Here is a 25,067-nt window from a genome sequence, read left to right as displayed (position 1 = left end):
CGGTCGATAGGGAGCCACGATGGATACACGAGTTTCGGATCTGGCCGCGCTGCGCGGCTTCGTCGACCGCCACCCGCGGCTGTTCGTCCTGACCGGGGCGGGCGTCAGCACCGATTCCGGCATTCCCGACTACCGCGACACCGATGGCGAATGGAAGCGCAAGCCGCCCATGACGTTGCAGACGTTCATGGGCGACGACCTGGCGCGGGCCCGCTACTGGGCCCGCAGCATGGTGGGCTGGCGCCGTTTTGGCCAGGTGCAGCCCAATGCCTCGCACCGCGCGCTGGCGCGGTTGCAGCACCGCGGCCTGGTGTCCATCCTGGTCACGCAGAACGTCGACGGCCTGCACGAGGCCGCCGGCAGCCGCGACGTGGTCGACCTGCACGGCCGGCTGGACGAAGTGCGCTGCATGCACTGCGATTGGCGGGGAGGCCGCCAGGCCTGGCAGGAAACCCTGCACGAACGCAATCCCGACTGGATCGCCTTCGAAGCCGATGACGCGCCCGACGGCGATGCCGACCTCGATGGCGTGGATTTCGCGTCGTTCCGCGTGCCGCCCTGTCCGCGCTGCGGCGGCATCGTCAAACCCGACGTCGTGTTTTTCGGCGAAACCGTGCCGCGCGACCGGGTCGACCGGGCCAACGCCGGCCTCATGGCCGCCGACGCGGTGCTGGTGGCAGGTTCGTCGCTGATGGTCTATTCCGGTTACCGGTTTGTGACGGCGGCATCCCGCAATGGCATGCCGATCGCCGCCATCAACCTGGGCCGCACCCGGGCCGACAACCTGCTCACGCTCAAGGTCGAACTGCCCTGCGCGGTGGCGCTGGACGCCTTATAACGGGGACAGAGAGCGGCCGGTTTTTGACCGGTTTAACCAAGTCCCTGCCCTGTAAGGGTTTTTTCTCGCGGTTACAGAGCTTTCCATAGGGTTGTCCACAGATACTGTGGATAAATCCTAGGGATAACCCCGATTTTTAGCGGCTTTTAAGACCGTGATCGCCGGGATTCAGCCCTCGGCGTCCTGGATGGCGTCGCCCATCAGGGCCTTGCGGGCCGCGTGCCAGCTGCCCGCGTCCGGGGCATACAGCAGGCCGCCGCTGCGGTGGGTGGGCTTGTAGGGCGACCCGTCAAAGCGCGCCGCGTAACCGCCCGCTTCGCGGTGCAGCAGCCAGCCGGCGGCGTGGTCCCACGCGGTCAGCTGGTTGTACAGCGCCACGTGGCTGTGGCCGGCGGCCAGCATGCGGTATTCGTGCGCAGCGCAGCGCAGGCTGGCGGTGCTGCCCAGCCGCGACAGGTTGCCGTTGACGGTCGTGCGCAGCGGCTCGGGCAGCGCACCGGTGGAAATCAGGCCGTCCATGTCTTCGGGCGGCGCCGGGGCGGCCACGGCCAGCGCGGCCTGCTTGCCGTTTTCATATTCCATCCACGCGCCTTCGCCGCGCACGGCCAGCGCGCTGTCGCGATTGACGGGGTCGTAGATCACGCCGGCGATCACGTCGCCGCGATGACAGGCGGCGATCATCATGCCGAACAGCGGCAGCCCGGCGACATAGTTGCGGGTGCCGTCGATGGGGTCGATCAGGAACGCCAGGTCGGCGTCCACCAGCATGTTCAGCAGCGCCGGGTTGCGGGTCGAGGCTTCTTCGCCGATCAGCACGGCGCCAGGGTGCAGCTTGGACAGGCGCGCGGCGATCAGGCGTTCGGCGGCCTCGTCGGCGTCGGTGACCAGGTCGCGCGGCGAGGTCTTGTCGCGCACGGACCCCTCGGGCAGGTTGCGAAAGCGCGGCATGACTTCCGCCTGCGCCGCGTCTGCCAGGATGCTCGCCAGCCGGCGGGTGTCCTCGCGGGTAAATGATCTGCTCATAATCGCTCGTCCAGGGAACGCGCAAATCTATCACGCCTGGGCGGCAATTGATCGCGATTTATAACCGTATGAACTTAAAGGGAATTTTGTACCTGTGCAGGAGTTATCTGCCAAGTTGTCCACACTTCCTGGGGATAAACGGGACCCGAGCCCCGTTTATCCGGCCAGGACGGGCGCCGAGCGGCGCCCGCGGGGTGCCTGGGCTCAGGCGCCCAGGTCGACGCAGAGGTACTTGATCTCCAGGTACTCTTCGATGCCGTACTTCGAGCCTTCGCGGCCCAGGCCCGATTGCTTGACGCCGCCGAACGGGCCGACTTCATTCGAGATCAGGCCGGTGTTGATGCCGACGATGCCGTATTCCAGCGCTTCGGATACGCGCCAGATGCGGGCGTAGTCGCGGGTGAAGAAGTACGCGGCCAGGCCGAAGATGGTGTCGTTGGCCATGCCGATGACTTCGTCTTCGGATTCAAAGCGGAACAGCGGCGCGACCGGGCCGAAGGTTTCTTCGGTGGCAAAGCGCATCGACTGCGTCACGTCGCGCACCACGGTCGGTTCGAAGAACGTGCCGCCCAGCGCATGCGGCTTGCCGCCGGCAATGACCTTGGCGCCGTGCGAGGTGGCGTCGGCGATGTGTTCCTGCACCTTTTCCACCGCGCTGGCGTCGATCAGCGGACCTTGCGTCACGCCGTCGCCGAAGCCGTCGCCCACCTTCATGGCGTTGACCTTGGCCACCAGGCGCTTGGCGATTTCCTCGTACACGCCGGCCTGCACGTAGATGCGGTTGGCGCACACGCAGGTCTGGCCGGCGTTGCGGTACTTGGACGCCAGGATGCCGTCCACGGCGCGGTCCAGGTCGGCGTCGTCGAACACGATGAACGGCGCGTTGCCGCCCAGTTCCAGCGAAAGCTTCTTGATGGTGGGGGCGCATTGCTCCATCAGCGTGCGGCCGACTTCGGTCGAACCGGTGAAGCTCAGCTTGCGCACCACGTCGCTTTCGCACAGCGCGGCGCCGATGTCGCGCGAGCTGCCCGTGATGACGTGGAACACGCCGGCCGGCACGCCGGCCTCTTCAGCCAGCACGGCCAGCGCCAGCGCGGTCAGCGGGGTCTGTTGGGCGGGCTTGACGACCATGGTGCAGCCGGCGGCCAGCGCCGGGCCGACCTTGCGGGTGATCATCGCGGCCGGGAAGTTCCAGGGCGTGATCGCAGCGGTCACGCCGATGGGCTGCTTGAGCGCCAGCAAACGCTGGCCGGCCTTGGGGCTTTGCAGCACGTCGCCGTCGATGCGCTTGGCTTCTTCGGCGAACCACTCCAGGAACGACGCGGCGTAGGCGATCTCACCGGCGGCCTCGGTCACGGGCTTGCCCTGTTCCGAGGTCATGATGGCGGCGAGATCCTGTTGGTTCTGCATCATCAGCTGGGACCATTTCAGCAGGATCGCGGCGCGTTCCTTGCCGGTCTTGGCGCTCCAGGCGGGCAGGGCGGCTTGCGCGCTGGCGATGGCCTGCTCGGTTTCCTTGCGGCCCAGCTTGGGCACGGACACGATGGTCTTGCCGGTGGACGGGTTGTCGACGGGGATCGACGGGCCATTGCCCGCGGCAACCCACTTGCCGTCGATGTAGCAAGCGTCACGCAGCAGTTCGGGACGCGAAAGGGGGTGAGTCAAAGACGTCATTGCAAAAGTCTCCTGGATAGGAACGCGGCCGCCGGGGCGGAATTGACGCGGGCGCAGCGGAAATCCGCTACGCCCGCAATCGCCGTGCCTGACGGCCGGAAAACCGGATGATCGGATCGGCGCTCAGGCGGCGAGGGATTCAGTCAGGATGGCCAGCGCGCGATCGAACTGGGCATCGGGAATGGTCAAGGGGTACAGGAAGCGCAGAACGTTGCCGTACACCCCGCAGCTTAGCAAGATCAGGCCGCGTTCCAGGGCACGGGCTTGGACGCGCTTGACGGCTTCGGCGTCGGGCTTGCCATTGGCGTCGTTCAGTTCCAGCGCCACCATCGAGCCCAGGCCGCGCACGTCGGCGATGCCGGCCACCTTGCCGCGCAGGCCTTCCAGGTGGGCACGCAGCTTGTCGCCCAGGGTGACCGAGCGTTCGCACAGCTTTTCTTCGGCGATCACGTCCAGCACGGCATGGGCCGCGGCCACCGCCAGCGGGTTGCCGGCGTAGGTGCCGCCCAGGCCGCCCGCGGCCGGGCCGTCCATGACGTCGGCGCGGCCGACCACGCCCGAGATCGGGAAGCCGCCGCCCAGGCTCTTGGCCATGGTGATCAGGTCGGCCTGCACCGAGTGGTGTTCCATCGCGAACAGCTTGCCGGTGCGGCCAAAGCCGGTCTGCACTTCATCGGCGATCAGCAGAATGCCGTGTTCGTCGCAGACCTTGCGCAGCGCGGTCATGAGTTCGGGCGGGGTGATGTTGAAGCCGCCTTCGCCTTGCACCGGTTCGATGATGATGGCCGCCACGCGCTTGGGGTCGATGTCGACCTTGAACAGCAGGTCCAGCGCCTTGAGCGAATCGGCCACCGTGATGGCTTGCGTGGCGTTGGGGAAGGGCACGTGGTAGATGTCGCCCGGCATCGGGCCGAACGACAGCTTGTAGGGGGCGACCTTGCCGGTCAGCGCCATGCCCAGCATGGTGCGGCCATGGAACGAACCCGAGAAGGCGATGACGCCCGAACGGCCGGTGGCCGAGCGCGCGATCTTGACGGCGTTCTCGACGGCTTCGACGCCGGTCGTGAAGAAGGCGGACTTCTTCAGGCCGTCGATGGGGGCCAGGCGGTTGATGCGTTCGGCCAGCGAGATGTAGCCCTCGTAGGGCACGATCTGGTAGGCGGTGTGCGTGAAGTTGTCGAGCTGGGCGCTGACGGCGGCCTTGACCTTGGGGTGCAGGTGGCCGGTGTTCAGCACCGCGATGCCGCCCGCGAAATCGATGTATTCCTTGCCGTTGGCGTCCCACAGCGTGGCGTTTTCGGCGCGCACGGCATAGAAATCGCACATGACGCCGACGCCACGCGGCGTGGCCAGGGAACGGCGGGTATTCAGGTCCTGATTCTTCATCTCAGCCTCGGATGGCAGTGGGCGGGAAAAACCTTATTTAATGCTACTATGGCCCCATTGTTGGGAACCACTTTTATAAATCAGGTAGAACCAATTGCGGTCCATCGTCGGGGATTTGCTGCTGCTGCGCCTGGCCGATGCCGCCGGCGGGCCGATGAACAAGCGGCTCTATCATGGCATTCGCCAAGCCATCCTTGATGGTTCCATTGCCGCGGACTCGCGCCTGCCCGCCTCGCGCGACCTGGCCGCCGAACTCGGCATTGCCCGCAACACCGTGGTCCACGTCTACAGCCAGCTGCTGGCCGAAGGCTACACCCGCAGCCGCCAGGGCAACGGCACCTTCGTCAACGCCTCGCTGCCCGATTCCTACCTGGCCAGCGGCCGCCAGTCGCGCCGCGCGCCCACGCCGCAGCCGCGTCCGGCGCTGTCCGCGCGCGGCGCCGCCATCGTCGACGGCGTGTCGGCCTCGCCCTACCAGTGGGGCGCGTTCATGCCCGGCGTGCCCGACCTGACCGAATTCCCCCACAAGAAATTCGGCCGCATCTTTTCCGCGCTGTGGCGCAACCCCACGCCCGACCTGCTCACCTACGCCTACGGCGGCGGCCTGCCGGCGCTGCGCGAGGCGTTGGCCGAGCACCTGGCGCTGACGCGCTCCATCGACTGCGACCCCGACCAGATCCTGATCACCGAAGGGTCGCACCAGGCCATCGACCTGGCTACGCGCATCCTGGGCGAAGCGGGCGAAACCGCCTGGGTCGAAGACCCGGGCTATTGGGGCGCGCGCACGGTGCTGCAGGCCAACGGCCTGCGCACGGTGCACCTGCCGGTCGACGAAGAAGGCATGCGGCTGCCGGAAGGCGGCGCCTTGCCTGGCGGCGCGCCGCCGCGCTTCATCTTCGTCACGCCGTCGCACCAGTATCCGCTGGGGCCGGTCATGTCGCTGGCGCGTCGCCGCCAGCTGCTGGCCGTGGCGCACCAGCACGGCAGCTGGATCATCGAAGACGACTACGACAGCGAATTCCGCTTTTCCGGCCGGCCCATCGCGTCGCTGCTGGGGCTGGAGCCCGATGCGCCCGTGATCTACATGGGTACCTTCAGCAAGACGCTGTATCCGGGCCTGCGGGTGGGCTATCTGGTGCTGCCCAAGCCGCTGACCGCCGCGTTCCAGGCAGCCCACGCCGAGCTGTACCGCGAAGGCCACCTGATGACGCACGCGGCGTTGGCCACCTTCATCGCCGAAGGCCACTACGCCGCCCACATCCGCCGCATGCGCATGCTGTATGCCCGCCGCCGCGCCATGCTGGTCAACCTGATCGAACGGCGCCTGGGGCCCGACTGGCTGCACCGCGACGCCAGCCTGGCGGGCCTGCACCTGGTGCTGACCTTGCCGGCGCACATGGACGACCTGCGCGTGGTGGACGTGGCGCGCCGCAAGGGCGTGCTGACCCGTGCGCTGTCGCGCTATTACGTGGGCGACGAAGGGCGCCGCCCCGGACTGCTGCTGGGCTATGCCTGCGTGCCCGAGCACGACATCGCGCGCAAATTCGAAGTGCTGCTGGAAAGCCTGGCGGAAGTGGCGCGCACCACGCCGACGCCGCTGGCTCTGGCTGAGGTGGGCGGTTAGGGGCTGTCGCCGCCGTGCCGTGCCTGGCGCAGCGCGACGCCTTTCACAGCAAGCCGCTTTGCGCGGCGGGGCCATCCAGCGCGGCCTTGAACGCCGCGGCATTGCGCATGCCCTGGTCTTCGTAATTGGTGTTGAACACCGCGTGCGCCTGCGCGCTCTGCTGCGCCACCTGCTGGAAACGGCGCACCAGTTCGGCCAGTTCCTCTTCCGAATATTCGTACTGGAAACGGCCCGACGACGCGCTGCCCGATGCATTCCAGGTGGCCGTGTTGCGCCCGTGCAGGCGCAGCAGCGTCAGGTCGGGATGCGTGCATTCCCATACCGCGGGCACGCTGTTGTCAAAGCCTTGCGGCGCATCGACCACGGTATGCACCACCCCCCATTCGCGTTCCATCGCCAGCGTGGCCGCCGTGGCTGCGGGCGTGGCAAACCAGCTGCGATGGCGAAACTCCACCGACACCAGATGGTCTTCCAGGCGCCGCACGCAGTCGGCAACCAGCGCCATGCCGCGCGCATCGCGCTGGACCCACGGCGGAAACTGAAAATGCACCGCGCCCAGCTTGTCCGCCATGCGCAGCGGCTCCAGCGCCAGCGTGTAGCGGCGCCATAGTTCGTCGCGCAGGTCGTCGGGCATGCCGCGGTGGTAGATCACCGGTTCGGGCCAGTCGCCCAGTTCCTGGCGGATATCGGCCGGCAATGCCGTCAGCGGCGTCTGGTGGCCGGTGAACAGCCGGTACGCCTTGATGTTGAAGACGAAGTCGTCCGGCGTGCGTTGCGCCCACAGGTAGGCGTTTTCCGCGCTGGGCAGGGCGTAGTAGCTGGAATCCACCTCGGCCAGCCTGAAACGCGAGGCATAGAAGCGCAGCCGCGCTTCGGCGCTGTTGGCGTGGGGCGGATAGAAGCGGCCGCAGGCCAATAGCGTGGGGTCGGTCCAGGAAGCGGTGCCGGCAAGCAGGCGCATGGCGTGGGGCAAGCACCGCGGGGGCGGCACGACGGATAGGAAGCATTCGATTTTTTCATTCTCGTGCCGTTTTTTCAATTTTTGTTGCAACTTGAGCGACGTTGGTTGTCATTGACGCCAGATCGTCGTGGTATTTCTTCCTGTCCGCCGGGGATGTTGACCCCGGGGCGTATCGACACTCGTTGTCGGCGCGCAGGTGCAATGCGACATGGGAGATCCCTGATGCTGTCATTGGTGCTATTGCGTGTCGGGCTGCCCCAATGAGCGGCCTGTTCAATTCCGACGCCCGCCTCTACCGCCTGCAAGGCGAGGGTGCGCTGGCGTCGCTGCATGTCGAAGGCTGGACCGGCCGCGAGGCGCTGTCGGGTGTGGCGCAGCTGCGCGTGGTGGCCCTGTCGGAGGACGCCGGCCTGTCGTTGCAGGACATGATCTCGCGCCCGCTAACACTGTGGACCACGCGTGCCGACGGCAGCCAGTTAGGCCGCAGCGGCGTGGTGCGCGAAGCGGAACTGCTGGCGGGTGACGCGGGGCTTGCGCGCTACCGGCTGACGGTGGCGCCGTGGCTGTGGCTGGCCACGCAGCGACGCGCCAGCCGCCTGTTTGAAAACAAGCCGGTGCTGGACATCGTGCGCCACGTGCTGGACACGTACGAAGGCTATGTCTACCGCATCGCGGCCGACGTCGAAGGCGCGCTGGCCGACCTGGCCCCGCGCCCCTACACCACGCAGTATCGCGAAACCGACTACGCCTTCGTGAGCCGCCTGTTGGCCGAGGCCGGCCTGGGCTGGACCGTGCTGGAAGATGCCGGGGTGCCGGCGCGCCACGTGGTGCAGATTTTTGCCGACAGCCGCAGCCTGGCCGAAGACGCGGAATCGGCCAGCGGCGGCGTGCGGTTCCAGCGCGCCAGCGCCACGGAGTCGCGCGACACCGTGCAGGCCCTGGTGCGCCAGCGCCGCCGCACGCCCGACAGCATCACCGTGCTGGGCTGGCACGACAGCGGCAAGCGCGCGGTCGCCGCGCAGGCGCTGGTCAACGCGGCCAGCGGGCAGGACGATGCGGCGGGGCTGGACTGGTACGACGTTGCCGGCCACGGCGGCTTTGCCAACGAGGCCCAGGCCCGCCGCCAGGCGGAACTGGCGCGCGAGGCCGTGCGCGCCCGCGCCGAGACCTTCGCCGGGCGCGGCGTGGTGCGCACGTTCCGCTCGGGCACGCGCTTCACGCTGCAGGACATGTCGTCGCTGGGGCCGACGGGCGAAGCGGGATTCGAGCCGGTCTTCGCGCTGGACTGGATCGAGCACGTGGGCATCAACAACCTGCCGCCCGACACGCGGGCGTCGCTGGCGCAGCGCCTGGGCGGGCTGGAGGCGTACCTGACGCTGGACGGCGAGGCGGTGGCCGCGCCGCAAGAGACCCTGCGCGGCGATGATTCGACGTGGGACGAGGCCTCGATCTCCCCCGACCCCGCCGTCCTCGCCAAGGCCCGCGAAGTCGGCTACGCCAATCGCTTCGAAGCGGTGCGCTGCGACCGTCCCTGGCGTCCCGCCTTGCCGGCAACGCGCGGCGCCCGCCTGGGCGGCGCGCCCTCGGTCCATGGCGTGCACACCGCCGTGGTCACCGACGCCGAAGGCGGCACGCAACCCAGGCAAAGCGACGAGATCCTGCGCAACAAGCGCGGCGACGTGCGCATCAGATTCCATTGGCAGGCGGGCAGCCAGGACGGCGAGGCCAGCAGCCGCTGGGTGCGCGTGGCGCAGCGCCAGTCGGGCGCCGGCATGGGCATCAGTTTCGTGCCGCGCATCGGGCAAGAGGTGCTGGTGCGCTTTCTGGACGACGACATCGACCAGCCCATCGTCGTGGGTGCGCTGTACAACGGCCGCGGCGAAGGCGGCACGCCCGCCACACCCGGCGGGCGCGCAGGCAGCGCGGCCGATACGCAGGTCTACGCCGCGGCGCGCGACAACGCGCCCAGCGCCCAGGCCAACCTGGCCGCGGGCAACGCGCCGGCCTGGCACGGCGCGGCCGCAGGCGAAGACAACCACCGCAACGCGGCCGCGCTGACCGGCTTCAAGAGCAAGGAATTCGGCGGCGCGGGCTACAACCAGATCGTGTTCGACGACACCGACGGCCAGCTGCGCATGCAGGTCAAGAGCAGCCAGGACGCCTCGGAACTGAACCTGGGCCATCTCATCCACCAGGCCGGCAACTACCGCGGCGGCCTGCGCGGCGTGGGCGCCGAACTGCGCACCGATGCCTACGGCGCCGTGCGCGGCGGCGCGGGCGTGCTGCTCAGCACCTACAGCGCCACCGGCGGCAACGCCAGCGCCGTGGGCGATGCGGCGGGTGTACAGGCGCTGGCCAGCCAGACCGAGCAGATGGCGCGTTCGCTGGACGGCGTGGTGGGCGCCCACCAGGGCCTGCGGCTGGCCACGGCGCTGGGCACCAAGGGCCCGCAGGCCAGCGTGCTGGATGGCGAGAAGGCGCCGCTGGCGGCCATGCACCGCGCGGTCTCGGGCACGGTCGCGGGCGACAGCCTGGAAGGCGCGCGCGGCGATGCCGCGGCCAGGCACACGCAGGCCGCGCAGGGCAAAGTGCCGCACCCCACCGATCCCGTCGTGCTGATGGCCGCGCGCGCCGGGCTGGCGCAGGTCGCGGCCAAGCACCTGCAAGTGACGGCCGGCGAGGCCGTGCACTGGTCGGCCGGCAAGGACCAGAACCTGGCGGTGATGGGTGCGCTGCGCCTGCACACCGGCCAGGGCCTGGGCATCGTCGCGGGCCTGCAGCAGGGCGGGGCGGACTCGGGGCTGGACCTGATCTCGGCCAAGGGCAACGTCGACGTGCAGGCCCAGCACGACATCCTGCGGGTACAGGCGCAGAAAGACATCACCATCGGCAGCGCGCAAACCGCGGTGGAATACGCCGCGCCCAAGCGCATCCGCATCGCGACGGCGGCGGGCGCCAGCATCGTGCTCGAAGGCGGCAACATCACCGTCACCGCGCCGGGGCGCATCGACGTCAAAACGGGCAACAAGCAATTCGCCGGCCCCGACCGCTTGCCCTATCCGTTTCCGCAAATGCCCGAGAGCGTCTGCGTCAGTTGCGCCGAGCAAGCCGCGGCGGGCGGCCAGGCCATGACGGTGAAGAATGCTTGAGGACCGCGATACCTGGATCGATCCGGCCAGCCCCGCCGTCGGCCAGGCGCTGTACGACGCGGCGTGGATCCAGCCGCGGCCGGTCGAGCGCTACGTGCTGCTCGATGCCAGCTTTGCGCCAGGGCTGCCCGCCCGGCTGGCGCGCTGGCTTGAGGCCGAAGACTACTGCTCGCTCTATGCCGGACGCTACGAAGGCGAAGGCCTGGACCAGGTCGCGCCCTACCTGCTGCGCCTGCCGTGGGTACCCGCGCTGCGCCAACCGCTGTGCGACAGGTTGATGGCGCTAGCGCGGGGCAAGCCCATGCTCAGCCTGCTGTTCAGCGAGGCCACGCTGGAACAGCTGGCCGACCACCTGCGCGCGCAGATCGAGGCCGTCGGCGCCGATGGCCGCGCCTATCTGTTGCGCCTGGCGGACACGCGGGCGCTGGCGGCGCTGCTCGACGTGCTGACGCCCGCGCAACGCCAGCGCCTGCTGGCAGGCATCTCGCGCTGGGCCTATGTGGACCGCTCGGGTGAACTGCATTCGATCGAAGGCGGCTCGCCCGCCGCGCCAGGCATCGCGCCGGCGCCCTATCGGATCGACGCCGATCAACAGCGCCAACTGCAGCAGCGGGCCCTGCCGGACGCCATCCTGCGCTTCGTGCAACTGCGCGCCAGCCTGTTCGGCGAGCTGGCCTGCAGTCCGGCCGCGGCCCATCGCCTGATTGACGAAGGCGTGCAACGCCTGGCGCGTCGCGGCGTGGACCACGACGCGCTTGCCTATCGTCATGCACTGACGCTGCTGCGCCGCCACGGCCTGCTCAGCCTCACCCATTCCGCACTCACGCCCGATGCCTCCCGCCTGGAGCCGCAATCATGACGTTCAAGTTCCGCTTCGCCGGCCCGTGCCGCGAAATCCCCACGGACCTGGATTTCCAGGAGCAACGCAAGGCCTGCCAGAAGATGGGCGAAAAGGCCGGCACGGATTGCTCGATCGAGTTGTTCTTCGGATTTTTCTTTGATGGCACGCGCAATAACATGTATGTGTCGGACAAAGCGCGAGACAACACGCAGACGAACGTGGCGAGGTTGCATAACGTATTTGACGATAAGAAAGACCCCAGTTACAGCGCGCGCCAACACCGCTTTCGTACCTATGTCGAAGGCGTGGGCACTCCATGTATCGATAAGGTGGGTGATCCGGGAACTGGCGTGCATGCGCAGGCGGGAGCGGCGGCGGGATGGGGTGGAGAAGGCCGCATCAATTGGGCACTGCTGGAATTTCAGAACAACCTGTATTTGCACTTCGTACCGAATAGCACTTTGACAGATTCGCTAAGGCAGGACACGCGAACGCTGGTTCGGGAAATGAGCACAGATATGTCGATGTCCGGTTTGCAGATAGAAGAGCTGGCGAAGGGCGCCACTCTTCCTTTTGCGTCCTCCGCTGGAGCAACGCCTGGCGATGCGGCGGACATCGCGATTCGACGCGCCCAAGGTCTGGGTTCATCTGCTTTGAGAGTTTGGAGCGTTCACAAAGCCAAACCGAACAATATGGCACGCTATTCCGTGTTGTCACGTCGTAACCGTGAGATGCGGCAGATGCTGTCTGGTTACCTATCCACAAACCCAAAAGTAGAGCGCATTCGAGTCTCCATCTTTGGCTTTTCTCGCGGTGCGGCCGAGGCACGCGTGTTTGCCAATTGGCTCAAGGATGCCTGCGATGTGCCCGAAGGAATGTCTTTCTATACCCCTCGCGGCGACGGCGTCTTGCGCCTTGGGGGTATTCCTGTCGTCATTGATTTCATGGGGTTGTACGACACAGTGGCCTCGGCCGGCATTGCGCAGTCGGCGCCTGGTGAATTGTGGGACGGCCATGGCGCGTGGGCAAGCAAGGAAGACATGGAAATTCCGAGCATGGTCACTCGCTGTGTCCATATGGTCGCAGCGCACGAAGTACGAGGATCATTTCCGCTGGACTTGATCGATGGCCGCGGCTACGAAGAGATCGTCTATCCGGGGGTGCATTCAGACGTCGGCGGCGGCTACAAGCCCGCAGAGCAAGGCCGAGGGATGACGGACAGCGATAAGCTGTCGCAAATTCCTCTGTGCGATATGTATCGGGAAGCCGTGAAGGCAGGCGTGCCCTTGAGGTTGCACACGGCGCCTGCACGCGACAAGGCTCGGTTTGACGTGTCGTCCAACCTGCGCACCGCATTCAATGCCTACGTCGAGAACACGCGAGATATATCTAGTGAGCAATCATCGACCCGTCGAATCATGTACAACCACTACGTTCAGTATGTGCGCTGGCGACGCCTTCGGGTTGATCGGGGGCCTGAGTGGTTGGGCGGAATTCCCAGTGCGCTGCGGGCCAAATCCAACAATCCTCAGGACTACGAGGATCTGGTGCAAGCCAATAACGAGTTGCTGCTGGAGGTGCAAACGCTGACTGCGAACAATGCGCTTGAACGCAGTTCCGTGCCGAATGCGATGCCGGGTGCCGAAGGCGCTCGGCTATATGACAGTGTCATGTTGGTATTGCGAGGCAACAAAGAGAAGATATGGTTGGATCAGATGCGCACGGTCTGGAATCTTCCTGGCAAGCCCGTCGCGGCGGTGATCGATCTGTTGGACAATTATGTGCACGATTCAAGGGCCTGGTTCAAGCCTCTTGGAAAGGATGACGACGTGTGGATGAGTATCCAGCGTGATCGTCTCAAACAACTGGACCAACGTGAAAGGCTGGCCGAACAATATGTATCGACCGGTCGGGCTGATCTGGCGTGGCCACTGATGCCCAGCAAGGAAGAGCGGGCAGAGTTGGTTGCCTATCGAGCAAATCCCAATGCCGTGCCGTTGCAGGCCGGTGGACGGGAGTTCTACTCTCAATGGGGCTATTTGCGCTGGCGCTCTGTCTACACCAATCCTCAGGCTCGGGCGCAACGGGAGGCGCAGCAGGACCGGGAGAATACGCAGCGTGCTCTGCAGAATATGCCAATAAACTTCAACGCTATTCCGCGATTCTGAGTATGCAGAAAATCAATTTTCCGATCAGCCTGTTCACTCGACTTCGCTCGCTTCGTTGGGGATGCTCTTTAGCTTTTTGCATGGCGTTGATAGGGCAGCCTGTGGCTGGTTGGACGCAGTCTATGCCTATTCCCGCAACGCTTGGCGTGCGGTTAGGCATCATCAATTATCTTGACGAAGGTTTGAGCCCCGTCTTCATCAATCGTGCATGGGCGGGAAGTGCTCGAGCGCAGGCTTACACATCCAGCACTTGCTGCATTGCCATTGCGACCCAGTGGAAGCCGGGAATGACAATGAGGGTGGAGTGGAATTCTGATTCGATGTTTTATCGTGGCGAGAATGATCTATTGGTTCGCGATGTTCCGGTCATGCCATACGAGCCGTTTCACGATGGTTATGTCTGGGCCATTTTTCTGCCTGGTGGAGAGGTGCGGCTGCAACCATCACGCGCTCGTCCTGGCGCGGAAGGCTTTTTGTTGGGACTGCCTCCACCCGGCGAGGCGACCGAGGCGCAATTGAAGCAGTTCATCGAAAAAACCCAGCCCAAGCCTTGACCCCTGTGCGACCGGCCGCTGCTGCGCCCCCCGTCCGCATCCCCGCCAGGCGCCACCCCGGCAAGCGGCCCACGGCTGTTATGATGCCTGGATATATAACCAGTTGTCAGGCCGGCCCCGCCGCGCCTGGCCGCCAGCCCCGCGCGCCATGTCCGACCCGACCCTTCCGCCTTCCAACAGCCGTCCCGATCCGTTGGCCGACCTCAATCCCGCCCAGCGCGAGGCCGCTGAATTCGGGGTGGCCGGCGCGGGCGACGACGGTCCCTTGCTGGTCATTGCCGGGGCCGGGTCGGGCAAGACCAACACCCTGGCCCACCGGGTCGCCCACCTGATCCTGAACGGCGCCGACCCGCAGCGCATGCTGCTCCTGACCTTCTCGCGCCGCGCCGCCCAGGAAATGGAGCGCCGCGTCGGTTCTGTGCTGCAGCGGGTCATGAACCTGCGCGGCACCCAGCAGGCGCCCTCGCTGCCGTGGGCCGGCACCTTCCACGCCATTGGCGCTCGCCTCTTGCGCGATTGCGCCCAGCGCATCGGCCTGTCCGAGGCCTTCACCATTCACGACCGGGGCGATGCCGAAGACCTGATGGGCATGGTCCGGCACGAGCTTGGCCTGTCGTCCACCAAGTCGCGCTTTCCGCTCAAGGGCACCTGCCTGGCGATCTACTCGCGCGTGGTCAACAGTCAGACGCCGGTGGCCGACGTGCTGCACAGCGTGTTCCCGTGGTGCGCGCAGTGGGAAGACGAGCTCAAGAACCTGTTTCGCGCCTATGTGGCGGCCAAGCAGGACCAGCAGGTGCTCGACTACGATGACCTGCTGCTCTACTGGGCCGAAATGATGGGCGACCCGGCCATCGCCGCCGACGTCGGCGGGCGTTTCGACCATGTGCTGGTCGACGAATACCAGGACACCAACCGCCTGCAATCGGCCATCCTGCTGGCCATGAAGCCCGATGGCCGCGGCCTGACCGTGGTGGGCGACGACGCCCAGTCCATCTACTCGTTCCGCGCGGCCACGGTGCGCAACATCCTGGATTTCCCCACGCAGTTCCCCAAGCCCGCCCGCGTCATCACGCTGGACCGCAACTACCGTTCGACCCAGCCCATCCTGAACGCGTCCAACGCCGTCATCGGCCTGGCGACCGAGCGCTACGCCAAGGACCTCTGGACCGACCGTTCGTCGTCGCAGCTGCCCGAGCTGGTCACGGTCAGCGACGAAGGCGGGCAGGCCCGCTGGGTGGCCGACCAGGTGCTGGCGCAGCGCGAGGGCGGGGCCACGCTCAAGTCGCAAGCCGCGCTGTTTCGCACGTCCAGCCACAGCGCGGCGCTTGAGCTGGAACTGACCCGGCGCAATATTCCGTTCGTCAAATTCGGCGGGCTGCGCTTTCTGGAAGCGGCCCACGTCAAGGACCTGCTGTCGCTGCTGCGCTGGGCAGAAAACCCGCGCGGCCGCATGGCGGGCTTCCGCGTGGCGCAGTTGCTGCCCGGCATCGGCCCGGCCACCGCCGGCAAGCTGATGGACGCCATGGCGCAATCGGCCGAGCCGCTGCGCGCCTTGCGCGAGTTCAAGCCAGGCGCGGCGGCCCAGGCCGAGTGGGGCGCCTTTGCCGACACCTATGCCGCGCTGGCCGACCCCGGCCTGCGCTGGCCCGCGGACGTGGACTTGGCCCTGCGCTGGTACGCCGGCCAGCTCGAACGCCTGTACGACGATGCCCGCGTGCGCAAGACCGACCTGGACCAGCTGGTGCGCATCGCCGCCGGCTACCCGTCCCGCGAGCGTTTCCTGACCGAGCTGACGCTGGATCCCCCGGACGCCACCAGCGACGAGTCCGGCGCGCCCTCGCGCGACGAGGACTACATGATCCTGTCCACCATCCACTCGGCCAAGGGGCAGGAATGGAAGGCGGTGTACGTGCTGAACGTGGTCGACGGCTGCATTCCGTCCGACATGAGCACCGGCACGGCCGAGGAAATCGAAGAAGAGCGCCGCCTGCTGTACGTGGCCATGACGCGCGCCAAGGAACGCCTGCAACTGATCGTGCCGCAGCGCTTCTACGTGCACCAGCAGACCGGCATGGGTGACCGCCATGTGTACGGGTCGCGCACCCGCTACATCACCAACGCCATGCTGCCGCTGTTCGACCACCTGCCCAAGCTGCCGGACCTGCCCGGCGGGCCGCGCGAACCCAAGGCGCCCCAGGCGCCGCAGGTGGACGTCGCCAAGCGCGTGCGCAACCTGTTCGCCTGACCTTCGTTTCCGGCCAGTCGGGGCCTGCCGCGGCAGCCTGCCGTCAGGCGCCGTGGGCTATCATCGCCCCATACCGATACGCTGTTTCCGCAAGGGCTCGCATAGCCGGAGGATGCCTATGTCTACTGAAGAAAATGCCGCCACCGATCCTCACAACGGCGAGGTCGTGGCGTCCATTGCCTATGTGAACGGCCGCCGCGACCGCGAGGTGCCCATCGACGAGGTGGGCCAGTATGTCAACCAGGACCGCAGCATGCTGTGGGTCGGTTTGCGCAACCCCCGCCCCGAGCTGCTGGCCCAGGTGGCCCGCGAGCTGGGCGCTTGCGACAAAAACCAGGAAGAGATGCTTGAGCCGCACCGCCGGCCCAAGATCATCGACTACGGCAACATGGTGCTCATCGTCGCCATCACGGTCGAAGTCGAAGCCGAACGCCCCATCTTCGGCGAAACCCAGTTCCTGATCGGCGAAGGCTTCCTGGTCACCGTGCGGCGCGGCGCCACCGCCGGCCACAGCCCCTTGCGCGAACGGCTGGAAGCCTCGCCCGACCTGCTCAAGCGCGGCAGCGACTACGTGGCGTCCGAACTGCTGGACTGGCTGGTGGACCGCTACGTGGCCGCCGCCGGCAAGATCGAATCGGTGGTCGAGGGCGCCGAGCAGAAGCTGCTGATCCGCGGCGCGAAAGATTCCGACATCCGCAAGCTCTACCGCCAGCGCCGCGACCTGCTGCGCATCCACACCGTCGTGTCGCCGCTGGTCGAGATCAGCCGCCGCCTGGCCCGGGTCGAGATGTCGGCCGTGGACGAGCACGCCCGCCCGTATTTCGGCGAAGTGGCCGACCGCGTGTCGCGAGTCGATGAACTGTTCAACGCGCTGCGCGAATCGCTGGCCTTCGCCTTTGAAGCCAGCCTGATGATCGGCCAGGCCGCGCAGAACGACACCACCCGCAAGCTGGCGTCCTGGGCCGCCATTCTGGCGGTGCCCACGGCGATCGCCGGCATCTATGGCATGAACTTCAAGTTCATGCCCGAACTGGAATCGCCGCTGGGCTATCCCATCACTCTGGGGGTGATCGTCTCGGTCTGTTCGTTCCTGTACTGGCGGTTCCGCAAGTCGGGCTGGCTGTAGCCGCGTCAGGGGGGGGCACCGCGCCTTGCCTGCGCCGCCCGGGCTTGTGGCACACTGCCTCTCGTTTCCCTATCCGGAGCCCGGCTCGTGCGCGGCAAATCTCCCTTTGGCGGCGCCAGCAAGCTGACCGCCCTGATCGTCGCCCTGGTCCTGGCCGCGGCCGGCGCCCTGGTCAACTGGCTGCAGCCGTCGGGGCAGGGCGGCCAGCGGCCCGGCGCCAGCGCACCGGCCTCCCAAGGCAAGCCCGGCGCCGCGCCCGCGGGCGGCGCGCCGGCCGGCAGCTATACCCTGACCGGCATGATCGTCAACGTCGCTGATGGCGATACCGTCACGCTGCGCGCGCCCGACGGCCAGCGCCGCATTCGCCTGGACAGCATCGACGCGCCCGAAGAGGGCCACGGCGCCGACCAGCCCGGCCAGCCCTACGCCGAGGCCGCGCGCAAGAACCTGGCCGACCTGGTGGCCGGCAAGACGCTTACCGCGCAGTGCTACGAAAAAGACCAGTATGGCCGCGACGTGTGCGCGCTGATCCTGGACGATGGCCGCTCGGCCAATCGCCTGCAGGTCGAGGCCGGCTATGCCTGGGCCTACACCGCGCGCCAGGGCGCCTATCTGCACGACCAGGCCATGCCCGGCCTGCAACGCCAGGCCAAGGCCGCCGGCCGCGGCCTGTGGGCCGGCAAGGACCCCATGCAACCCTGGAAATGGCGCTACGACTGCTGGCGCCAGCGCCAATGCGGCTGACCCGCCCGGCCCTAAGGGGATGCCTGGGTACTGGGGCAGGGGCACCTTTGCTATCCTCTGTCGCACTGAATAGAAGGAAAGGTTTCCATGCTTGCTTTGAAGCGGCTTTGGGCGGCGGCCATGCTGCTGTTGCTGGCGTTGGCGGGCTGCTCCCAGGAAAGCAGCCCCATCAACAGCCCGTACCCGTCCGGCGCCGAAGGCCAGAACACCCTGTATTCCGCCTTCGTCAAGCGTTCGCCCAAATACCTGGACCCGGCCAGCTCTTATTCCGGCGACGAAACTCCTTATACCTACAGCATCTATGAGACGCTTTACGGGTACCACTACCTCAAGCGGCCCTACGAGCTGATTCCGCGGGCCGCGGCGTCTATCGACCCGCCGGTCTACCTGGATGCGCAGGGCAAGGTCCTGCCGGCCGACACGCCGGGCGAGCAGATCGCCGAAAGCGTCTACGACATCAAGATCAAGCCGGGCGTGCGCTTTGCGCCGCACCCCGCCTTCGCCCGCAAGACCGACGGCAGCTACGACTACTTCCCGCTTGCGCCGGAAGACCTCGAAGACAAATACGCCATTCCCGACTTTCCCCGCACCGGCACGCGCGAGCTGGTCGCCGACGACTACGTCTACGCCTTTCGCCGCCTGGCCAGCCCGCGGGTGGTGTCGCCCATCTATTCGCTGATGGCCGAATACGTCAGCGGCCTGAAGGACTACGGCGACCGCCTGCGCCAGCGCGACCAGGCCTTGCGCCGCGACCTGCCCGGCGGCGCGGGCGCTTCCTGGCTGGACCTGCGCGAGCCCGACGGCTTCACCGGCGTGCAGGCGCTGGACCCGCACACGCTGCGCATCCGCGTCAACGGCAAGTACCCGCAGTTCAAGTATTGGCTGGCCATGACCTTCACGGCGCCGGTGCCCTGGGAAGCCGACCGTTTCTACAACCAGCCCGGCATGGCTGAGCACGACCTGTCGCTGAACACCTGGCCCGTCGGCACCGGCCCGTACATGCTGGCCGAATCGCTGCAGAACCGCCGCCACGTGCTGGCGCGCAACCCCAACTTCCACGGCGAGCCCTATCCCTGCGAAGGCGAGCCCGGCGACAAGGCGGCCGGCCTGCTGGCCGACTGCGGCAAGCCCACCCCCTTCATCGACCGCGCGGTATTCAGCGTCGAAAAAGAGGCCATTCCGCTGACCGGCAAGTTCATGCAGGGCTATTACGACGTGCCGCAGATCGAGCGCGGCGAGTACGGCGTGGCCATGCTGGTGGCCGCGGGCGACAGCCAGGACAAGGCGCGCAAGTACCAGGAACATGGCATCCGCCTGCCCACCACGGTCGAAACCGCCAACTGGTACATGGGCTTCAACTGGCTCGACCCGGTGGTGGGCAAGGGCGACACGCCCGAGCAGGCCGAAAAGAATCGCAAGCTGCGCCAGGCCATCAGCATCGCGTTCGACTGGGAAGAATACGTGGCGGTGTTCGAGAACAGCCAGGCGTCCGTGGCCTACGGCCCGGTGCCGCCCGGCGTGCTGGGCTACCGCGAGCCGCCCGAAGGCGTGAACCCGGTGGTCTACGACCTGGTCGACGGCAAGCCGGTGCGCAAGTCGGTCGACGTGGCCAAGCGCCTGCTGGCCGAAGCCGGCTACCCCGACGGCCGCAACGCCGTGACCGGCGCGCCCCTGGTGCTCTACTACGACTCGATGCAGGGGGGCGGCTCGAATCCCACGTTTGACTGGATGCGCCGCCAGATGACCAAGATCGGCGTGCAGATGGACGTGCGCGCCACCGACTACAACCGCTTCCAGGACAAGATGCGGCGCGGTTCGGCGCAGATCTTCCTGTGGGGCTGGAACGCCGACTACCCCGACGCCGAGAACTTCCTGTTCCTGCTATACGGCCCCAACGCCAAGGCCAAGGATGGCGGCGAAAACGCCGCCAACTACGACAGCCCCGAATACAACCGCCTGTTCGAGCAGATGAAGTTCCTGGACGACGGCCCTGAAAAGGAAGCCCTGATCGCCCGCATGGTTGCCATCGTGCAGCGCGACGCGCCCTGGATGTTCGGCTACTTCCCGATGTCGGGCGGCGCCTACCAGCAGTGGGTCGGCAACGCCAAGCCCACCCAGATGGTGCGCAACACGCTGCAGTACATGAAGATCGACCCGGCCCTGCGGCAAAGCAAGATCGACGAATGGAATTCCCCCATCTGGTGGCCGCTGGGTCTGTTCGCGTTGCTGATCGCGCTGGCGATCTGGCCGTCGTACCTCGCGCTCAAGCGGCGTGAAAGGCAGACCGCGTTCGGCCACGGTCCGCGCAAGGAGCATCAATCATGATCGGCTACATCATCCGCCGGCTGCTGTATGGCGTGCTGATCCTGATCGGCGTGAACCTGTTCACCTTCATCCTGTTCTTCGCCGTGAATACCCCCGACGACATGGCGCGCCTGGCCATCGGCGGCCAGCGCATCAGCCAGGACGCGGTCGAGAAATGGAAGGTCGAACACGGCTACGACAAGCCGCTGTTCTACAACACGCAGGCCAGCGGCTCCGCCCAACTGACCGACACCGTGTTCTACCAGCGCTCGGTGCCGCTCCTGGTGATGGACTTCGGCCGGTCCGACGGCGGGCGCGACATCGGCCGCGAAATCCAGACCCGCATGGGACCCAGCCTGGCGCTGGCCGTGCCCACCTTCTTCCTGGGCCTGTTCGCCAGCATCGTCTTTTCGCTGACGCTGGTGTATTTTCGCGCCACCCGGCTGGATTTCTGGGGCGTGGTGGTCTGCGTGATATTGCTGTCCATTTCCAGTCTGTTCTACATCATCGCGGGGCAGTGGCTGTTCGCCAAGATCTTGCAGCTGGTGCCGTTCTCGGGCTTCGAGGGCGGGCTGGACATGGTCAAGTTCCTGGCGCTGCCGGTGCTGGTGGCGATCGTGTCGCGGCTGGGGCCCGAAGCCCGCTTCTACCGCACCCTGTTCCTCGAGGAAATCGGCAAGGACTACGTGCGCACCGCCCGCGCCAAGGGGCTGGCCGAGCGCGTGGTGCTGTTTCGCCACGTGCTGCGCAACGCCATGCTTCCGATCCTGACCAGCACCGTGGCCGCCTTGCCGCTGCTGTTCATGGGCAGCCTGATCGCCGAGTCGTTCTTCGGCATCCCCGGGCTGGGCAGCTACACCATCGACGCCATCAACGCACAGGACTTCTCCATCGTGCGGGCCATGGTCTTCCTGGGGGCGTCGCTGTACATCGTGGGGCTGATCCTGGCCGATATTTCCTACACGCTGGCTGATCCCCGCGTTCGATTCGAGTAGCCGCCATGCCCCAATTCGTATTCCTCTGGACCGACATTGCGCTGTGGCTGATGGTGCTGGGCGCGCTGACCTACGCCTGGCGGGTGCGCCGCAGCCCGAACCTGCGCTCGACCTGGGCGCGCGTGGCGCGCGATACGCCCGCCATGTGTTCCGCCGTGGTGCTGGCGGCGTTTGCCGTGGTCGGCCTGCTCGACTCGGTTCACTACCGCCCCTTGCTGCCGCCCGCGCCGGGCGTTGCCGCCGATGCGCCGCGCGTCTATGCGCCGGCCGTCAAGTCGGCGCTGGACGGCTTGTTGAGTGGCTCGGTGCTGACGCGGCCCGAGAAAACCTATTCCAGTCCGCTGGCCGTGCGCCAGTTCACCAAGGAAACCCTGCTGGTCGATGACAAGCCGGTGCGCGATTTTCCGCGCCTGCGGGCGGCGGGCACGCACCTGGCCGACCCCGACCGCGATTACGCGGGCGACCTGTCCCGACGGCTGGGCCTGGGTCTGGCAGCCGGCCTGGCCGTGGCGCTGGCCGGCACGGGCCTGCTGTTCGCCGGCCTGGCCCGGCGCGCGGGCGCGTCTGCGGCAGCCCAGGCGCTGTTCGGCGGCCATTCGGATGTGCCCTGGCGCGCCATGGCCATCACCTTCACGCTGCTGTGCCTGGCGGCCGGGGCGCTGGCGGGGCTGTCCACCGGCTACCACGCGCTGGGCACCGACCGCATCGGCAACGACGTGCTGTGGCAGGCCCTCAAAAGCATTCGCACCGCGCTGGTCATCGGCAGCCTGACCACCCTGGCGATGCTGCCGCCGGCCATCGTGTTCGGCATCGCGGCCGGCTATTTCAAGGGCAAGGTCGACGACGCCATCCAATACCTCTACACCACCATCACCTCGATTCCCGGCGTGCTGCTGGTGGCCGCCTGCGCGCTGATGATGCAGGTCTACATCGATAACCACGCCGACCTGTTCGATACGTCGGCCGCACGGGCGGACCTGCGCCTGTTCCTGCTCTGCATGATCCTGGGCCTGACCGGCTGGGCCGGCCTGTGCCGCCTGCTGCGCGCCGAAACGCTCAAGCTGCGCGAGCTGGAATACGTGCAGGCGGCGCGGGCCTTCGGCGTGTCGCACTGGCGCATCATGACGCGCCACCTGCTGCCCAACGTGGCCCACCTGGTGCTGATCACCGTGGTGCTCGAGTTCTCGGGACTGGTGCTGTACGAGGCCGTGCTGTCCTACCTGGGCATTGGCGTGGACCCCAGCATGAATTCCTTTGGCTCGATGATCGATGGCGCGCGGTTGGAAATGTCGCGCGACCCCATGATCTGGTGGAACCTCATGACCGCCTTTCTTTTCATGCTGGCGCTGGTGCTGGCGGCCAACCTGTTCGCCGACGCCGTGCGCGACGCCTTCGATCCGCGCACCCGCCGCTACAAGCCGAGCCGCCTGCCGGGCCTGGGCCTGTTCGGCCGCCGCCCCGACGCCGTGCTGGCCGCCGACGCCCGTTCATCCAAGCCCGGAGACGCCCCGTGATGCACGACACCCCTTTGCTGGCCGTGCAGGGCCTGGACGTCGACATCGTCGGCGAAAGCGGCATGACGCATGCGGTCAAGCGACTGCAACTGGCCATTTCGCAGCGCCAGACCTTTGCGCTGGTCGGCGAGTCCGGCTGCGGCAAGAGCATGACGGCGCTGGCATTGCTGCGCCTGCTGCCGGATGCCGGGCGCATCGTTGGTGGCCAGATCGAACTGGACGGCGAAGACCTGAACCGCCTGCCTGAAAGCGCCATGCGCGGCGTGCGCGGCGGGCGCATCGGCATCATCTTCCAGGAACCCTCCACCAGCCTGAACCCCGTCATGCGGGTGGGCGATCAGATCATCGAAACGCTGGTGGCGCATACGCCGCTGCGCGGTGCGGCCGCACGGGCGCGGGCCATCGACTGGCTGCGCCGGGTCGGCATTCCCGAACCGGAACGGCGCGTGGACGACTACCCGTTCCAATTCTCGGGCGGCCAGAAGCAGCGCGTCATGATCGCGATCGCCCTGGCGGCCGAGCCGCTGCTGCTGATCGCCGACGAACCCACCACCGCGCTGGACGTCACCGTGCAGGCGCAGGTGCTGGACCTGCTGGCCGACATCCAGCAGGAAATGGGCATGGCCGTGCTGCTCATCACCCACGACCTGGCGGTGGTGAAGAACGTGGCCCATCACGTGGCGCTGATGCGCGGCGGCGAGATCGTAGAAAGCGCCAGCGCGGAAGAATTCTTCCGCGCGCCCAAGCATCCCTATGCGCGCCAACTGTTCGACGCCATTCCTACCTTCGAAAAGCGGGGCGTGCCGCTCAGCCAGCCGGGCCGCGACGCCCAGGCGCAGGACCGGGCCGTCGGCCCGCGCCGGATGCGCGATCCCGGCGTGGTGCTGGACGTGCAGGACCTGAAGGTGCATTACCCCGTGCGCAAGGGACCCTTGCGGCGCGTGGTGTCGTGGGTCAAGGCCGTCGACGGCGTCACCTTCACGCTGCGCGCCGGTGAAACGCTGGCGCTGCTGGGCGAATCCGGCTGCGGCAAGACCACTACCGGCAAGGCGCTGCTGCGCCTGATCGACGGCGCCCATATTTCCGGCCGCGCCATGCTGCAAGGGCAGGACCTGCTCTCTGCCGACCGCGGCCGCTTGCAGCGCCTGCGCCAGGACATCCAGATCGTGTTCCAGGACCCCTACGCCTCGCTGGACCCGCGCATGCGGGTGGGCGACATCCTGGACGAAGGCCTGGAGTCCCTGCGCCGCGGCATGAGCGCGCAAGATCGCGCGGCCCATGCCGCCCGGCTGATCGAACGCGTCGGTCTGCCGGCCAATACGCTGGCGCGCTATCCGCACGAGTTCTCGGGCGGCCAGCGCCAGCGCATCGCCATCGCGCGGGCCCTGGCGGTGGAACCCAAGGTGCTGATCTGCGACGAGCCGACCTCGGCGCTGGATGTCTCGGTGCAGGCGCAGATCCTGGACCTGCTGCGCGAATTGCAGGATGAACTGGGTATCGCCTATCTCTTCATCACGCACAATTTCGGCGTGGTCGAATACCTGGCGGACCGCATCGCCGTCATGGAAGGCGGGCGCATCATCGAACTGGGCGAGGCCGACGCCGTGCTGCACGCGCCGCGCCAGGACATGACCCGGCGGCTGCTCGACGCCGTGCCGCGCTTGCAGTTCGGCCCCTTGTCCGCCGACTGAAGCCGCAGCCCCCGCGTGCGCCGGCGGGCGAGGGGCTGCGATTTCGTGCAATACTGTCGTTTCGAACTCCGCGAAAAACGACCTTCCGATTCATTCGGCCCCGCGCCTTCCGGAAAGTCGCGCACACGTCACCCCGCACTTGCGTCAGGTTGGCCAGCGATCCCCCCGACATCCCGTCGGACCGTCACGAGCAGCAGCGCCCACAACGCGCCTTGCCCGTACTACCGGAA

17 protein-coding genes are annotated in these 25,067 nt (G+C 67.0%); 13 read left to right on the top strand and 4 right to left on the bottom strand.

The window, feature by feature from the left end; all coding sequences use genetic code 11:
- The first annotated feature begins 19 nt into the window (after positions 1-19).
- A complete protein-coding gene (locus AC3WMR_RS20210) occupies positions 20-838 on the top strand; it encodes an NAD-dependent protein deacetylase (protein ID WP_492264603.1) in 819 nt (272 codons plus the stop codon).
- A gap of 168 nt (positions 839-1,006) precedes the next feature.
- Here the strand turns inward: AC3WMR_RS20210 and AC3WMR_RS20205 are convergent, their stop codons facing one another.
- The 3 genes from AC3WMR_RS20205 to gabT all read right to left on the bottom strand — a co-directional run bounded on the left by AC3WMR_RS20205 (position 1,007) and on the right by gabT (position 4,921).
- On the bottom strand, positions 1,007-1,861 hold the full coding sequence (locus AC3WMR_RS20205) for an inositol monophosphatase family protein (RefSeq protein ID WP_492264604.1): 855 nt from the start codon (positions 1,859-1,861) through the stop codon (positions 1,007-1,009).
- Positions 1,862-2,065: 204 nt separating this feature from the next.
- Complete coding sequence (locus tag AC3WMR_RS20200; protein WP_492264605.1) at positions 2,066-3,535, bottom strand: NAD-dependent succinate-semialdehyde dehydrogenase; 1,470 nt, start codon at positions 3,533-3,535, stop codon at positions 2,066-2,068.
- Positions 3,536-3,658: 123 nt separating this feature from the next.
- Positions 3,659-4,921, bottom strand: coding sequence for a 4-aminobutyrate--2-oxoglutarate transaminase (gene gabT, locus AC3WMR_RS20195; RefSeq protein ID WP_175196213.1), 1,263 nt, complete (start codon positions 4,919-4,921; stop codon positions 3,659-3,661).
- A gap of 94 nt (positions 4,922-5,015) precedes the next feature.
- On the opposite strand from gabT, the gene pdxR reads away from it, so the two are divergent.
- Positions 5,016-6,545: a MocR-like pyridoxine biosynthesis transcription factor PdxR gene (gene pdxR, locus AC3WMR_RS20190; protein WP_492264606.1), complete on the top strand. Its 1,530-nt coding sequence runs from the start codon at positions 5,016-5,018 to the stop codon at positions 6,543-6,545.
- A gap of 43 nt (positions 6,546-6,588) precedes the next feature.
- Here pdxR and AC3WMR_RS20185 read toward each other — a convergent pair whose 3' ends face one another.
- Positions 6,589-7,506 (bottom strand): DUF72 domain-containing protein, encoded by a 918-nt coding sequence (locus AC3WMR_RS20185; protein ID WP_492264607.1) that lies wholly within the window; start codon positions 7,504-7,506, stop codon positions 6,589-6,591.
- Positions 7,507-7,766: 260 nt separating this feature from the next.
- On the opposite strand from AC3WMR_RS20185, the gene AC3WMR_RS20180 reads away from it, so the two are divergent.
- From AC3WMR_RS20180 to AC3WMR_RS20130, 11 genes are all read left to right on the top strand, one after another.
- On the top strand, positions 7,767-10,655 hold the full coding sequence (locus AC3WMR_RS20180) for a type VI secretion system Vgr family protein (protein WP_492264608.1): 2,889 nt from the start codon (positions 7,767-7,769) through the stop codon (positions 10,653-10,655).
- The gene (locus AC3WMR_RS20175; RefSeq protein ID WP_492264609.1) at positions 10,648-11,514 is read left to right on the top strand and encodes a DUF4123 domain-containing protein; all 867 of its coding nucleotides are present in this window, start codon (positions 10,648-10,650) and stop codon (positions 11,512-11,514) included. The genes AC3WMR_RS20180 and AC3WMR_RS20175 overlap by 8 nt, the downstream gene beginning before the upstream one ends.
- A complete protein-coding gene (locus tag AC3WMR_RS20170; RefSeq protein ID WP_492264610.1) occupies positions 11,511-13,664 on the top strand; it encodes a T6SS phospholipase effector Tle1-like catalytic domain-containing protein in 2,154 nt (717 codons plus the stop codon). Before AC3WMR_RS20175 ends, AC3WMR_RS20170 begins: the two co-directional genes overlap by 4 nt.
- A 2-nt stretch (positions 13,665-13,666) precedes the next feature.
- A complete protein-coding gene (locus AC3WMR_RS20165; protein WP_492264611.1) occupies positions 13,667-14,218 on the top strand; it encodes a DUF3304 domain-containing protein in 552 nt (183 codons plus the stop codon).
- Positions 14,219-14,366: 148 nt separating this feature from the next.
- On the top strand, positions 14,367-16,463 hold the full coding sequence (locus AC3WMR_RS20160; protein ID WP_492264612.1) for an ATP-dependent helicase: 2,097 nt from the start codon (positions 14,367-14,369) through the stop codon (positions 16,461-16,463).
- Positions 16,464-16,581: 118 nt separating this feature from the next.
- Positions 16,582-17,589, top strand: coding sequence for a magnesium and cobalt transport protein CorA (locus AC3WMR_RS20155; protein ID WP_492264613.1), 1,008 nt, complete (start codon positions 16,582-16,584; stop codon positions 17,587-17,589).
- Positions 17,590-17,676: 87 nt separating this feature from the next.
- Positions 17,677-18,333, top strand: a complete 657-nt coding sequence (locus tag AC3WMR_RS20150; RefSeq protein WP_492264614.1) for a thermonuclease family protein — start codon at positions 17,677-17,679, stop codon at positions 18,331-18,333.
- 87 nt (positions 18,334-18,420) lie between these two features.
- Positions 18,421-20,658: an ABC transporter substrate-binding protein gene (locus AC3WMR_RS20145; protein WP_492264615.1), complete on the top strand. Its 2,238-nt coding sequence runs from the start codon at positions 18,421-18,423 to the stop codon at positions 20,656-20,658.
- Positions 20,655-21,632: an ABC transporter permease gene (locus AC3WMR_RS20140; RefSeq protein ID WP_492264616.1), complete on the top strand. Its 978-nt coding sequence runs from the start codon at positions 20,655-20,657 to the stop codon at positions 21,630-21,632. Before AC3WMR_RS20145 ends, AC3WMR_RS20140 begins: the two co-directional genes overlap by 4 nt.
- A gap of 5 nt (positions 21,633-21,637) precedes the next feature.
- On the top strand, positions 21,638-23,146 hold the full coding sequence (locus AC3WMR_RS20135; RefSeq protein WP_492264617.1) for an ABC transporter permease: 1,509 nt from the start codon (positions 21,638-21,640) through the stop codon (positions 23,144-23,146).
- A complete protein-coding gene (locus tag AC3WMR_RS20130; protein WP_492264618.1) occupies positions 23,146-24,837 on the top strand; it encodes an ABC transporter ATP-binding protein in 1,692 nt (563 codons plus the stop codon). The genes AC3WMR_RS20135 and AC3WMR_RS20130 overlap by 1 nt, the downstream gene beginning before the upstream one ends.
- Positions 24,838-25,067 lie beyond the last annotated feature (230 nt).

The sequence above is a fragment of the Achromobacter sp. FW305-C-28 genome, from assembly GCF_058783235.1.
This window is presented reverse-complemented; position numbering and strand designations above follow the sequence as displayed.

Coding starts and splice junctions, on each gene's coding strand:
- gabT (WP_175196213.1), bottom strand. CDS start 4,921: ATGAAGAATCAGGACCTGAATACCCGCCGTTCCCTGGCCACGCCGCGT.
- AC3WMR_RS20135 (WP_492264617.1), top strand. CDS start 21,638: ATGCCCCAATTCGTATTCCTCTGGACCGACATTGCGCTGTGGCTGATG.
- AC3WMR_RS20205 (WP_492264604.1), bottom strand. CDS start 1,861: ATGAGCAGATCATTTACCCGCGAGGACACCCGCCGGCTGGCGAGCATC.
- AC3WMR_RS20160 (WP_492264612.1), top strand. CDS start 14,367: ATGTCCGACCCGACCCTTCCGCCTTCCAACAGCCGTCCCGATCCGTTG.
- AC3WMR_RS20200 (WP_492264605.1), bottom strand. CDS start 3,535: ATGACGTCTTTGACTCACCCCCTTTCGCGTCCCGAACTGCTGCGTGAC.
- AC3WMR_RS20175 (WP_492264609.1), top strand. CDS start 10,648: ATGCTTGAGGACCGCGATACCTGGATCGATCCGGCCAGCCCCGCCGTC.
- AC3WMR_RS20185 (WP_492264607.1), bottom strand. CDS start 7,506: ATGCGCCTGCTTGCCGGCACCGCTTCCTGGACCGACCCCACGCTATTG.
- AC3WMR_RS20180 (WP_492264608.1), top strand. CDS start 7,767: ATGAGCGGCCTGTTCAATTCCGACGCCCGCCTCTACCGCCTGCAAGGC.
- AC3WMR_RS20170 (WP_492264610.1), top strand. CDS start 11,511: ATGACGTTCAAGTTCCGCTTCGCCGGCCCGTGCCGCGAAATCCCCACG.
- AC3WMR_RS20130 (WP_492264618.1), top strand. CDS start 23,146: ATGCACGACACCCCTTTGCTGGCCGTGCAGGGCCTGGACGTCGACATC.
- AC3WMR_RS20155 (WP_492264613.1), top strand. CDS start 16,582: ATGTCTACTGAAGAAAATGCCGCCACCGATCCTCACAACGGCGAGGTC.
- AC3WMR_RS20210 (WP_492264603.1), top strand. CDS start 20: ATGGATACACGAGTTTCGGATCTGGCCGCGCTGCGCGGCTTCGTCGAC.
- AC3WMR_RS20165 (WP_492264611.1), top strand. CDS start 13,667: ATGCAGAAAATCAATTTTCCGATCAGCCTGTTCACTCGACTTCGCTCG.
- AC3WMR_RS20140 (WP_492264616.1), top strand. CDS start 20,655: ATGATCGGCTACATCATCCGCCGGCTGCTGTATGGCGTGCTGATCCTG.
- AC3WMR_RS20145 (WP_492264615.1), top strand. CDS start 18,421: ATGCTTGCTTTGAAGCGGCTTTGGGCGGCGGCCATGCTGCTGTTGCTG.